The following is a 12,817-nucleotide window of genomic DNA, read 5'->3' as shown; positions in this document are numbered from 1 at the left end:
CGGCGGTACCGGGGCGGGGCGGTTCTTGCGGATCTTGCAGGCCACCCGGGGCATCGATGCGCAGGGGACCCGCCACGAACCTACGAGCTGCGGCAGCGACCTTCAACCGTGCAGGCAGAACTTGCAAGAACTTTCAGCTCGGGAAGGGGTTCACGGGACCGGCGCGAGCACGTCCACGAGCGAGAAGAGATCCTTCGGGTCGTCGGGATCGGCCACGAGGTCCACGGAGGCCTCCAGGTCCGTGCCCGCGGTCGCGTCGCGTGCGCAGCGCAGCGCGGAGAAGTCCGAGATGGCGAAGCCCACCGAGTCGAGCACCGTGATCTCCTCCGCGTCGCGGCGTCCCGGCGCGGCGCCCGTGAGCACCTCCCACAGCTCGGTCACGGGGAAGTCCGGCGCCAGCTGCTGGATCTCGCCCTCGATGCGGGTCTGCGGGGTGAACTCGACGACCACGCGGGCCCGCTCGAGGAGCGCGGCCTCGAGCTCGGTCTTGCCGGGGCAGTCGCCGCCGATCGCGTTGACGTGCACGCCGGGCCGCACCTGGTCCGCCCGCAGCACCGTCGCCCGGGTCTTGTCCGCGGTGCAGGTGGTGATGACGTCCGCCCCGTCGACCGCCTCGTCCACCGTTCCGGCGTCGTGGATCCGGAAACCGAGCGGCTCGAGGTTCCGGCGCAGCTTGGCCATGGCCGCCGGGTCGACGTCGACCACGCGCAGCTCCTCGATCCCCAGCAGTCCGCGCATCGCGAGGGCCTGGAACTCGGACTGCGAGCCGGCGCCCACGAGGGCGAGCACGCGGGAGTCCGGGCGGGCCAGGTACCGGGCCGCGAGGGCGGAGAGCGCGGCCGTGCGCAACGCCGTCAGCAGCGTCATCTCCGCGAGGAACACGGGATAGCCGTTGTCGACGTCGGCCAGGGCGCCGAACGCGGTGACGGTCTGGAAGCCGCGGGCGGGGTTCGAGGGGTGGCCGTTGACGTACTTGAAGGAGTACGTCTCGCCGTCGGAGGTGGGCATGAGCTCGATGACGCCGAGCGGCGTGTGGCTCGCGATGCGCGGGATCTTCTCGAAGCTCTCCCAGCGCCGGTAGTCCGCCTCGAGGTACTGCGCCATGCGGGTGAGGATCCGCTCCGCGCCGTCGCGCCGGATCCATCGCGCCGCACCCGTCACGTCGAGCAGCTGGGTCATCGTCCTCACCTCCGGGGCGGGCCGGTCGTGGGCCGGCAGGGAGTCCTGGCCGTCATCGTAGGACCCCGCACCGGCCGCCGCCGAGGGAACGCACGGACGGGCCCGGCCGCCCCGAGGGAGCGACCGGGCCCGTCCGTGGGGAAGGTCCGGCGGGGAGGTCAGTACTCGATGACCACGCGGCCGTCGATCTTGCCCTCCTTCATCTCGCCGAGGATCTGGTTGATGTCCTCGAGGGGGCGCTTGGTGAAGGTCGGGTGGATCTTCCCGGCCGCGTAGAAATCGATCGCCTCCGCGAGGTCCTGACGGGTGCCGACGATCGAGCCGCGGATCGTGAGGCCCTTGAGCACGATGTCGAAGATCGGGGCGGGGAAGTCGCCCGGGGGCAGGCCGTTGAAGACGATCGTCCCGCCGCGGCGGGTCATGCCGATCGCCTGGCCGAACGCCTTGGGGTGCACGGCCGTGACGAGCACGCCGTGGCTGCCGCCCACCTTCTCCTGGATGACGGCGACCGGGTCCTCGCTCGACGCGTCGACGACGATCTCCGCGCCGTGCTTCGTGGCGAGGTCGAGCTTCTCCTGGGCGATGTCCACTGCGATCACGCGCATGCCCATCGCGACCGCGTACTGCACGGCGATGTGGCCGAGGCCGCCGATCCCGGAGATGACGACCCACTCGCCGGGGCGTACCTCGGTGCGCTTGAGGCCCTTGTAGACGGTGACGCCGGCGCACAGCACGGGGGCGATCTCGTAGGGGTCCGCGCCCTCGGGGATGCGGGCCGCGAACTTGGTGTCCACGAGCATGTACTGGCCGAAGGAGCCGTCGACGCTGTAGCCGCCGTTCTCCTGCTGCTCGCACAGCGTCTCCCAGCCGGTGCGGCAGTACTGGCAGTCGCCGCAGGCGCTCCACAGCCAGGCGTTGCCGATCGTGTCGCCGACCTCGACGTCCTCGACGCCCTCGCCGATCTTCTCGACGACGCCCACGCCCTCGTGGCCGGGGACGAAGGGCGGGGAGGGCTTCACGGGCCAGTCGCCCTCGGCGGCGTGGAGGTCGGTGTGGCACACGCCGGAGGCGATGAGCTTGACGAGGGCCTGGCCGCGGCCGGGCTCGGGGAGGGTGTAGTCCTCGACGGTGAGCTCGCTGCCGAACTCGTGGACGACGGCGGCGGTCATGGTGCTGGTCATCGTTCTCTCTCCTTGATCGGCCCGTCATCGGGCGCGGGGTGAGGGCGGGACGTCGGCAGGGTGCCGGCGGACCGTTCGTGCTGTCTTCGGTCGGACTCCGCGACGGTGGTCGCCGCGGTGCTGCCGACGGGGGCGGGGCGGGCGCCGGGCGGCGCGGCTCGGCCGCCCCCGTCGGGGCTCGGGGTCGGCTCAGAAGAAGCCGAGCTTCTGCTCCGAGTAGGAGACGAGGAGGTTCTTCGTCTGCTGGTAGTGGTCGAGCATCATGAGGTGGTTCTCGCGGCCGATGCCCGAGGACTTGTACCCGCCGAACGCGGCGTGCGCGGGATAGGAGTGGTAGTTGTTCACCCACACGCGGCCGGCCTGGATGGCCCGCCCGGCGCGGTAGATGGTGTTCTGCTGCCGGCTCCACACGCCCGACCCGAGCCCGTAGAGGGTGTCGTTGGCGATCGAGATCGCCTCGTCGTAGTCGGAGAAGCGGGTCAGGGCGAGGACGGGACCGAAGATCTCCTCCTGGAAGATCCGCATCGAGTTGTCCCCCTCGAACACGGTGGGGGTCACGTAGTAGCCGCCGGAGAGGTCGCCGCCGAGGTCGGCGCGCTCGCCGCCGGTGAGCAGCTTCGCGCCCTCCTGGGTGCCGATGTCGATGTAGGACAGGATCTTCTCGAGCTGGTCGTTGCTCGCCTGCGCGCCGATCATCGTGTCGGTGTCCAGCGGGTCGCCCTGCTTGGTGGCCTTCACCCGCTCGAGGCCGTCGGCCACGAAGGAGTCGAAGATGCTGTCCTGGACGAGGGCGCGCGAGGGGCAGGTGCAGACCTCGCCCTGGTTCAGGGAGAACATCGCGAAGCCCTCGAGGGCCTTGTCGTAGTAGGAGTCCTTCTGCGCGGCGACGTCCTCGAAGAAGAGGTTCGGGCTCTTGCCGCCCAGCTCGAGGGTCACCGGGATGAGGTTCTGGCTCGCGTACTGCATGATCAGGCGGCCGGTCGTGGTCTCACCGGTGAAGGCGATCTTCGCGATGCGCTTGTTCGAGGCGAGCGGCTTGCCGGCCTCGACGCCGAACCCGTTGACGATGTTGACGACGCCCTCGGGGAGCAGGTCGCCGATGAGCTCGAAGAGCACGAGGATCGAGGCGGGGGTCTGCTCGGCGGGCTTGAGCACCACGCAGTTGCCGGCCGCGAGGGCGGGGGCGAGCTTCCAGACGGCCATGAGGATAGGGAAGTTCCACGGGATGATCTGGCCGACCACGCCGAGCGGCTCGTGGAAGTGGTAGGCGACCGTGTCCTCGTCGATCTGGGAGAGCGCGCCCTCCTGGGCGCGGATCGCGCCGGCGAAGTAGCGGAAGTGGTCGATCGCGAGCGGGATGTCCGCGTTGAGGGTCTCCCGCACGGGCTTGCCGTTGTCCCAGGTCTCGGCGACGGCGATGTGCTCGAGGTTCTCCTCGATGCGGTCGGCGATCCTGTTGAGGATCACCGCGCGCTCGGCGGGGGAGGTCGTGTTCCAGGTGGGGCCGCGGCGTGGGCGGCGTCGAGCGCCAGCTCCACGTCCTCCGCGGTCGAGCGGGCGACCTCGGTGAAGACCTCGCCGGTGACCGGCGTGGGGTTCTGGAAGTACTCGCCCTTGGTGGGCGGCACCCACTGGCCCCCGATGTAGTTCTCGTAGCGGGAGCGGAAGGAGACCTTCGCTCCCTCGGTGCCGGGGCGTGCATAGACGGTCATGAGGTTCCCTTCGTCGCGAACGTAACTGCCGTCCGTTCCGTCGCCGGGGACCGATCGGGGTCCGACGGCGGCGTCGGAGTACGTCGACTGTAATCCGGGTCACGTTGCGGCGACGTTGCGCGGCCGCTGCGGTGCTCAGAGGCCGGTGCCGCGCAGCTCCTCGAGCCGCACCACGGCCTCCGCACGCTCGGGGGCGTCCGACGGGGCGAGGGACAGCACCGCCATGAGCACGTCCTCGCCCTCCCGGGCCTCGGGGAGCTGCGAGTACCTCCACAGCTGGTCCCAGCTGCCGTTGTCCATGAGCAGCTGGTGCACGAGCGCGGCCGTGCGCTCCCGCAGGTCACGGATCGCGGGGGCGTCGGAGGAGGGCAGCAGCGCGCCGCGGTAGCTCGCGAGCACCTGGTCCACGTCGCCGCGGGTGATCGCCTCCCGCGCCTCGTGGAGGTCGCTCGTGATCCCGCCCGTGAGGCGGTAGGGCCGGGAGGCGAGGCCGGGCCGGGAGGCCTCGGGGCCGGGCAGCGCGGCGAGCACCTTGCGCAGGCGCACGAGCTCCGCGCGCACGGTCCCCTCGGCAGCGCCGGAGTCGTGGAGGTCCTGGGCGATCTCCCCGCCGCTCAGGCCGTCGCCGGCCCGGTGCAGGAGCGTGAGCAGCTCCGCGTGCCTTCCGCTCAGCTCCACCTGCTCCCCGCCGACGACGAGCAGGGGCGTGCGGCAGCCGAGCACGAGCAGCCGCGCGGCGGGGGACGCCTCAGCAGCGGGCCGGGGCGAGACGATCGGGAAGGACCGGGGGGAGGCGGCCGTCGGCGCGGGGGATCCGGAGCTTCTTCCGCCCGCGGACTCCTCGGCGAGCAGGGAGCGCAGCTCCTCCTCCGCGGCGCGGGCGGCGGAGGCGAGCAGGGGCAGCACGAGCGGTGCGACGGCGTCCTCGCCGCCGGTGACGTCGATGACCCCGAGGGTCTGCCGGGTGAGCGGGTGGAGGACGGGCACCGCGGAGCAGCTCCAGGGATGGACCGCCTCGACCCAGTGCTCCGCGCCGACGACCTGCGCGGCCGTGCTCGTGGAGAGGGCGAGGGCGGGGGCGGAGGTGCCCATCGCCCGCTCGGACCAGTCCACGCCGGGGGCGAAGCCCATCCGCTCGGCGCGGGCGAGCATCGGCCGCTGGCCCTCGACCCACAGCAGGCGGCCGCCCGCATCGCCGAGGGCGACCACGAGCCCGGCGGAGACCGCGGGGTCGATGAGCCGGTCGCGCAGCAGCGGCAGCACGCGGGCGAAGAGGTGCTCGCGCCGCAGCTCCTCGAGATCGTCGTCCACGACCGCCGGGTCGACGGCCGCGGCGCCCCGGGCGGCGAGGCTCGCGATCGAGCGCACCCAGCTCTCGAGCACGGGCGCGCGGACGGCGCCGAGCGTGCCCCGTGCGGGATCGAGCGCGGAGCGCAGGTCCTCGTGGGCGCGCAGCACCTGCTGCTGGTAGGCGCGCTCGGTGGGCGGGACCGGGGAGGCGGTCATCGCGCTCCTCGGTCGCCGATGCCGCCGTGGTCGCGGCGGTCTGACCCGCGCGCGCAGGCGCCCGCGAGCCGTGCTCGGTCGGTCACGATCCACCTCGTCGTCCGTCGTGCCGGGAATGGTCCGACGGTACCCGCGGCGACGGGGGAGGGCAACGGTGCCCGGCACCGACGGGGAGGCGGGGGAGAGGACGCGCGAGGGGCGAGGCCCCGCGCGCGGTGATCATGCGGTGACCTCCGCGAGCAGCTCGAGCACGTGGCGGTACTCCTGCCCGGTCGCGGCGTGCATGCCCAGCTCGCAGGTGCGGTTCGCGCTCACGTACGCCGCGGTGGGGCGGGCGGCGACCTCGGCGGCCTCCGCGGCGGTCGCGGAGGCGGTGAGCTCGGGGTGCAGCATGCCGCGGTCCCCGGCGTAGGCGCAGCATCCCCAGGCGACGGGCACGACGACCTCCTCCGCCGCGGCCTCGGCGAGGGCGACGAGGTCCTCGGTCGCGCCGAGCGCGGTCGTCGAGCACGTGGGGTGCACGGTCACCGAGGGCACGCGGCCGCGGATCTCGAGGCGGGGGAGGAGGTGACGGCGGGCGAAGGTCACGGCGTCGATCACCTCGACGTCCACGCCCTCGCGGTGCAGGCTCTCGAGGGCGCCGAGCACACCCTCGGTGCAGCTCGCGGCGTCGACGACGACCGGCAGCGCTCCGTCCTGCGTCGCTGTGCGCAGGCTGCGGCGCAGGTGCTCGTGCATGCGCTCCTTCGCCGCGGTCATGCCCTTCGAGGAGAACGGCGTCCCGCAGCACAGGGAGGCGGCGTCGTCGGGGACGGCGAGACGCACCCCGGCCCGCTCCGCGAGCACCGCGAGCGCCCCGGGGGCCCCGGCGCCGGCCGTGCCCCCGGTGCTCCCGGAGCCGAACATCGTGTGGACACAGGCGGGGAGGTGCACGGCCGCGGTCACGGCGGAGGCGCGGCCCCGCCCCCCGCCCCGCCGCACCGCCCCGCCCCGGCGGGGGAGCTCCGCCGTGTAGGCGGGCACGCGGTCCGCGCCGAGCAGCGCCCGCGCCGCCCCGGTGGCCGCGGCGGGGAGTGCGCGGGGCAGCGCCCCGGCCGCACCCATCGCGAGGGAGGCCCCGCGGGTGACCGTGTCCCAGCTCCCGGCCGCGGCGGCCCAGGCCGCGCCCTCGAGCCGGCCGGCCTCCTCGGCGCGCAGGCGACGCACGAGGTCCCCGGTGTTGATGCCCACGGGGCAGGCGCCCTGGCACATGCCGTCCGCCGCGCAGGTCGCGAGGCCCTCGTACGGGTAGGCCTCGCGGATCGCCCGGGCGGTGCCCTCGTCCCCGGAGCGCTCCGCGGCGCGCAGGTCGCGGCGCAGCACGATCCGCTGCCGCGGTGTGAGGGTGAGGTCGCGGCTGGGGCACACGGGCTCGCAGTACCCGCACTCCACGCAGCGGTCCACCTCCTCCTCGACCTCGACCACGGGCTTGAGATCCCGCATGTGGGCCCGGGGGTCGTCGGTGAGCACCACGCCGGGGTTGAGGATCCCCTCCGGGTCCACGAGCGCCTTGATCTCCCGCATCACGGCGTGCAGCGCGGGGCCGTACTGCCGCTCCACGAAGGGCGCCATCACGCGTCCCGTGCCGTGCTCGGCCTTGAGGTTCCCGCCGTGGTCCAGCACCAGCTCGACCATGTCCTCGGTGAAGGCCTCGAGCCGGTCCCCGCGGTCCAGGTGCTCGTCGAGCAGGAAGTGGATGTTGCCGTCCTTCGCGTGGCCGAAGATCACGGCGCCGTCGTAGCCGTGGCGGGTGAAGAGATCCTGCAGGCCCGCGCAGGTCGCCTCGAGGGCCGGCACCGGCACCGCGACGTCCTCGAGCAGGGCGGTGGAGCCGGCGGGCCGGGCCCCGGCGAGCGCCGCGTACAGGCCCTTGCGGGCCGTCCACAGGGCGGAGCGCCGGTGGGGATCGGTGGTCATGGCGAAGCCGGCGGCGGGGTCGAGCCCGCGGGCGAGCTGCTCGGCCCGCTCGACGCGCTCCGTGAGCTCCGCGGGGTCGTCGGCGCGCTGCTCGAGCAGCAGCGCCGCATGACCGCGCACGTCGAGCGCGGTGATCTCCTGCGGGGCACCCGGGAGGGCGCGGGCGACCTCGAGCGAGCGCGCGTCGAGCAGCTCGACGGTCGCGAAGCCCTGCTCGGTGAGGGCGGGCAGCGCGGCCGTCGCGCGGCGCAGGTCCGGCAGCACGAGCAGCCCGGTCGCCGTGTGCGCGGGCACGGCGACCGTCCGGAAGACCGCTGAGGAGACGAAGGCGAGGGTCCCCTCGGAGCCGATGACGAGGTGGGCGAGCATCTGGGCGGGCCCGTCGAAGTCGAGCAGCGCGTTGATCCCGTAGCCCATCGTGTTCTTCAGGGCGAAGCGCTCGCGGATCACGCGCACCGCCTCCGGATCCGCCCGCACGCGCGCCGCGAGCGCGTCGAGGCCCGCGTGGAAACCGGGCTCCGCCTCGCGCAGGAGGGCGTCGGCGCGGGGGTCGGAGGTGTCCAGCACCGTGCCGGAGGGGAGCACGCAGCGCAGCGACTCGAGGGTGCGGTACGTGTTCTCCGTGATGCCGGCGGCCATGCCGGAGGAGTTGTTCGCGATGATCCCGCCGATCGTGCACGCCGCCTCCGAGGCCGGGTCCGGCCCCAGGCGCCGTCCGTGCGGGGCGAGCCGCGCATTGACCTCGCGCAGCGTCGCCCCCGGTCCCACCCGCACCCGGGCGCCGCCCTCGAGCACCTCGACCCCGCGGAATCCGCGGCGCACATCGGCGAGCACCGAGGAGGTCTGCGCCTGCCCGGAGAGGCTCGTCCCGCCGGAGCGGAAGGTCACCGGGCGACGCTCCTGCACCATCCGCGCGAGCAGCGCCGCGACCTCCGCCTCGTCCCGGGGCACCGCGACCGCCGCGGGCAGCAGCAGGTAGTGGGAGGCGTCGTGGGAGAGCGCATGGCGGGTGACGGTCGAGGTGTCCAGCGACGGTGCGGGGCTCATGCACCCACGCTATCCCCGCGCGGCCCGCCCCTCCTCCGCGGCGAACCGGTACGGTCGGGGCGTGACCAGCGCACTGAGCATCTACCTCGACCGCCTGACCACCGAGCTCTCCGCGGCCGCCTGCACGGAGACCGACGACGCCGCCCCGCAGGACGCGGTGCTGCTGGACCGCGGCATCATCGGCTCCGCGGAGGTGGCCGGCGAGATCCCCGAGCTGTCCCGCCTCTCCGGCGCCCGCGAGGACCACGTCGGCGTCGCCCTGTGCGGGATCGACGGGGAGATCCTCGACGCCGGGAACGGCCGCGACCACGCCTTCCCCGTGCAGTCGATCTCGAAGGCGTTCGCCTACGGCGCCGCGATCGACCTCCACGGCATGGAGCACGTGGACTCCGTCGTGGACGAGGAGCCCACGGGGGAGGAGTTCAACGCCCTCAGCCTGGACCCGCACACGAAGAAGCCCAAGAACCCGCTCGTGAACATCGGCGCGATCCGCACCCACGCGATGCTCGGCGCCGAGCAGTCCGAGCGCACCCAGCGCCTGCGCGCCGTGCTCGACGCCGCGGCCGGGCACCCGCTCGAGCTGCACCGCGAGACCTTCGAGGAGGAGCTCGGCACCGCGGACCGCAACCTCGCGCTCGCCTACATGCTGCGCGCAGCGGGCTCGATGGAGGAGGACGCCGCGGAGGTCGTGGGCGGCTACGTCGAGGGCTGCGCCGTGCTCACCACCGTCACGGACCTCGCGGTGATGGCCGCGACCCTCGCCTCGGGCGGCACGAACCCGCTCACGGGGGAGCGCGTCTTCTCCCGCGTCGCGGCGCGGCAGGTGCTCTCCGTGATGATGACCTGCGGCATGTACGACAACGCGGGGGACTGGGTGAGCGACGTCGGCCTGCCCGCGAAGTCCGGCGTGGGCGGCGGGATCATCGCGGCGCTGCCCTCCCGCTTCGGCGTCGCGAGCTACGCCCCGCAGCTGGACCTCCACGGGAACTCGGTGCGCGGCACCCTCTTCTTCGAGCGGTTCAGCGCGGACTTCGCCCTGCACCTCCTGGACGGCGTGCCCCCGGGGGACCTCCACGGGCGCGCCGCCGATCTGATCCGGGCGGCGCACGTCGAGCACGGGGACGATCGCTAGACTCCCGTCCATGAGTTCTGCCGCGAGCAACGACCTGGTCCGACGCCCCTTCGAGGGGCTGCCGAACGAGCGGGACCTGGTGGCCATGCGCCAGCTGGTGCCCGCCGCGACCGCCCCGGCGCGCACCACCGCCGAGCACGGGGACGTCCCCGTCGTGCTCGCGACGATCCTGCCGATGGCCTGGCCCGCGGTGCGCCGCTCCGACGGCTCCGTCATCGTCGGCGTCCAGGCGAGCTACCCGGGAGGGGACCTCTCCCGCGGGATCGGGCAGGCGCTCGCCTCCGCGCTGGCCTTCGATCCCGGCACCCCGGTCACCGCCGTCGAGGTGACGGCGGAGTCCCCGCGGCTGCAGGACCTGCTGGACCCCGCCTCGATCGGCGAGCTGGCCGTGCACGACACCTTCGACTTCTGGCTGGACCCGGGTGCCGAGCGCACCGCGGAGATCGAGCACTCGCTGCAGCACGCGAACGAGTCGATCATGGCGACCGCCGCGGTGGAGGGCCTCCCGTCCGCGTTCTGGGTGGACGCCGGGGCGAAGGAGCACCTCCGCTGGGTGCTCGACGCGGATGAGGACCGCGTCATCGACGCCGTCACCCGCCTGCACGCGCGGCGCGAGTCCGCGATCGGCGAGGGCACGAAGTACGTGGGCTCCTTCCGCGCGGAGGGCATGACGATCCCCGTGTGGGACCTGCCCAAGGGCTACGGGGCCGCCGGCGTCGCCGCGGAGGCGGAGGCCTTCCGCTCCCGCTTCGAGGAGGCGCTCGCGAGCACGGACCCGCTCACGCCCGCCGAGCGGCGCGCCCGCGGCGGCATCGTCGCGCGGCAGGTGACCCTGCGATGAGCACCGCGGGGCCGCTCGCGGCGAACCGTCCCGAGCGGGTCGCCGTGGTGATCCCCGCCAAGAACGAGGCGGAGCGGATCGAGGCGACGATCGACGCGGCGCGCACGCTCGTGGGCGTCGACCTCGTGGTCGTCGTCGACGACGGCTCCACCGACTCGACCGCCGCGATCGCCATGGGCGCGGGCGCGGTCGTCGTCCGCCACCGGGTGAACCGGGGCAAGGCCGCCGCGATGGGGACGGGCGCTCAGCTCGTGGCCCTGCGGGAGGCGGCCGCGACGGCCGACGGCGGTGCGGACTTCACCGAGGAGATCCACGCCGAGCCCCGGGTCGCCGGCCACACGGGCCCGCTGCCGGTCATCGTCGACGACGAGGCCGACGACGCTCCCGTGCCGCGGGCGCTGCTCTTCCTCGACGCGGACATGGGGGCCTCCGCCTCCGCCGCGCAGCCCCTCGTGGACGCCGTGCTCGTGACGGGGGTGGACATGGCGATCGCACTGCTCCCCCCGCAGGTGGGCGCCTCCGGCATGGGGATCGTGGTGCGCACGAGCCGCAACGGGATCCGCCGGGCCACCGGATGGGAGCCGCAGCAGCCGCTCTCCGGCACCCGCTGCATCACCCGCGAGGCATGGGAGGCCGTGCAGCCCCTCGCCGGCGGGTGGGGCGTGGAGACCGGGCTCAGCATCGACGCGGTCACCGCGGGGTTCTGGGTGAAGGAGATCCCCTGCGACCTCCACCATCGGGCGACCGGCAAGGACCTGCGCGGGCAGCTGCACCGCGCCGCCCAGCTCCGGGACGTGGTGCGCGCCCTCGCCGCGCGTCGGCGCCTGTCCCCGGAGATCTCGGGGGAGGAGGCCGACGGCGCCGTCGTCGAGGACGGCACCTCTCCCGAGCCGTCCGCGGTCGAGGCTCGTGCCCTCACCGCGCAGGACGACCCCGAGGGGTCCGTGGCGCCCCTCGGACCGACGGCACCCGGCACGGCCATGACGGAGGACGCCGAGGCCCCGAGCTCTCTCGCCCCTCCCGCCGCGTCACGCCCCGGGCCCCGCGCCGTCGAGACGGTCATGGATGAGCACACCGGCGCGTCCGACGTGGCCGACGGCGAGGAGGCCGACGCGCTCGGGGAGGGCGAGGACGAGCGGACCGACGCGCGCGCCGATCAGGCAGCAGCGATCGCCGAGGAGGGGGAGGAGCAGCCCCCGGCGCCAACTCACTCCCTGGACGCGGATCCCGACACCGCTGAGGTCACCGCATCCGAGCCTGCACCTGCACCTGCGGCCGCTGATGCTCTCGCACCCGCTGCTCTCCCTGCCCCGGGCCCGGCACCGTCCTCCTCGAGCCCGAGCGGCACCGCCGCGGCCGGCGCCGGCCGGCGCGCGGGGACGACGGGCGGGACCGCCTGGGTGCGCCCCACCGGTCTCAGGGAGCGCCTCGCCGCGCTCCCGGTGGACGGCGAGTTCTCGGAGGGCGACGTGATCCGCCTGGAGGACACGGACATCGAGGCGCTGGACCGCGCGCTGAGGGGTCTCCCTGTCGAGGGGCTCTTCGACACCGACGACATCGCCTATCTGGCGGGGGTGGATCTCGACGCTCTGGCCACCCGGCTGCACGCCGCCCCGGTGACCGGGCCGTTCGCGCCGATCCACGCGGTGATCATCGCGTCCCACCTGGGATCGCCGGAGCCCCGGATCCCCGAGGCGCTGCGCGACTCCCTCGCGGCGGACGAGTACACCTCCCTCGTGGTCCATGAGGCGGTGGACGCCCAGAACAGCGCCCCGTCCGAGGGCGGGGACCGAGATCGCCCGTCCCGCTGAGCGATTCGAGGGCTGGATCCGCCTCTGACCTGCGGTGATGTCGCTCGGGGCGGGAAAGTGGCCGAGGCCACTCCGAAAAGGGGCCTCTCGAGTTGACCGGGCCCGGGGATCCACGTAATGTTCTTCCTCGTGCCCGGGAGATCGGGACAGCGGGAAAGCCAGCAGTGGCGGAACGCGAAATCGACTCCCATCAGGCGCTTCGGATAACTTCAGAACTGATGAGGCGCGGTTCACACCGCACCGAATTGACATGGAGAACCGGATCCCCTAAGTTATAGGGGTTGCCTCGGAGCGAGGAACTCGGAAGGGTTCTGATACTGAGTGCGCGTGTTGCTTGATATCTCAATAGCGTGTCTATTTGTTGATGCCAATATTTGATTGGCAGAATATACGGATGATTAGCAGTTACATGCTGGTTGTTTGTTTTTTTGTCAGGTTTATAGTTTTTCATG

Annotated in this window: 8 protein-coding genes and 1 pseudogene; 3 read left to right on the top strand and 6 right to left on the bottom strand. The window is 73.3% G+C overall.

The window, feature by feature from the left end; translation table 11 throughout:
* Positions 1-150: 150 nt before the first annotated feature.
* The 5 genes and pseudogenes from ocd to ACYVAP_RS12925 form a co-directional block, all read right to left on the bottom strand.
* Positions 151-1,179: an ornithine cyclodeaminase gene (gene ocd / locus ACYVAP_RS12945; RefSeq protein ID WP_137768890.1), complete on the bottom strand. Its 1,029-nt coding sequence runs from the start codon at positions 1,177-1,179 to the stop codon at positions 151-153.
* A gap of 158 nt (positions 1,180-1,337) precedes the next feature.
* Entirely contained in the window at positions 1,338-2,360 is a 1,023-nt protein-coding gene (gene adhP, locus ACYVAP_RS12940; RefSeq protein WP_498860946.1) for a zinc-dependent alcohol dehydrogenase, read from the bottom strand.
* A gap of 189 nt (positions 2,361-2,549) precedes the next feature.
* Positions 2,550-4,072, bottom strand: a pseudogene (exaC, locus tag ACYVAP_RS12935) (acetaldehyde dehydrogenase ExaC).
* A 135-nt stretch (positions 4,073-4,207) separates the two neighbouring features.
* Entirely contained in the window at positions 4,208-5,578 is a 1,371-nt protein-coding gene (locus ACYVAP_RS12930; RefSeq protein ID WP_498860945.1) for a helix-turn-helix domain-containing protein, read from the bottom strand.
* A 219-nt stretch (positions 5,579-5,797) separates the two neighbouring features.
* Positions 5,798-8,581, bottom strand: coding sequence for an FAD-binding and (Fe-S)-binding domain-containing protein (locus ACYVAP_RS12925; RefSeq protein ID WP_498860944.1), 2,784 nt, complete (start codon positions 8,579-8,581; stop codon positions 5,798-5,800).
* Positions 8,582-8,642: 61 nt separating this feature from the next.
* Between ACYVAP_RS12925 and glsA the strand changes: the two genes are divergently transcribed.
* The 3 genes from glsA to ACYVAP_RS12910 are packed head-to-tail and all read left to right on the top strand — an operon-like array spanning position 8,643 to position 12,365.
* Positions 8,643-9,713 (top strand): glutaminase A, encoded by a 1,071-nt coding sequence (glsA, locus tag ACYVAP_RS12920; RefSeq protein ID WP_498860943.1) that lies wholly within the window; start codon positions 8,643-8,645, stop codon positions 9,711-9,713.
* 10 nt (positions 9,714-9,723) lie between these two features.
* Positions 9,724-10,554 carry a DUF5926 family protein gene (locus tag ACYVAP_RS12915; RefSeq protein WP_498860942.1) on the top strand — a complete coding sequence of 277 codons (831 nt, stop codon included), beginning with the start codon at positions 9,724-9,726 and terminating at the stop codon, positions 10,552-10,554.
* A complete protein-coding gene (locus tag ACYVAP_RS12910; RefSeq protein ID WP_498860941.1) occupies positions 10,551-12,365 on the top strand; it encodes a glycosyltransferase family 2 protein in 1,815 nt (604 codons plus the stop codon). Before ACYVAP_RS12915 ends, ACYVAP_RS12910 begins: the two co-directional genes overlap by 4 nt.
* A gap of 190 nt (positions 12,366-12,555) precedes the next feature.
* On the opposite strand, the gene ACYVAP_RS12905 is transcribed toward ACYVAP_RS12910, so the two are convergent.
* Positions 12,556-12,817 (bottom strand): hypothetical protein (locus tag ACYVAP_RS12905; protein ID WP_498860940.1); only part of this gene is annotated, 262 nt, incomplete at its 5' end.

The organism is Brachybacterium horti (assembly GCF_054777615.1).
This window is presented reverse-complemented; position numbering and strand designations above follow the sequence as displayed.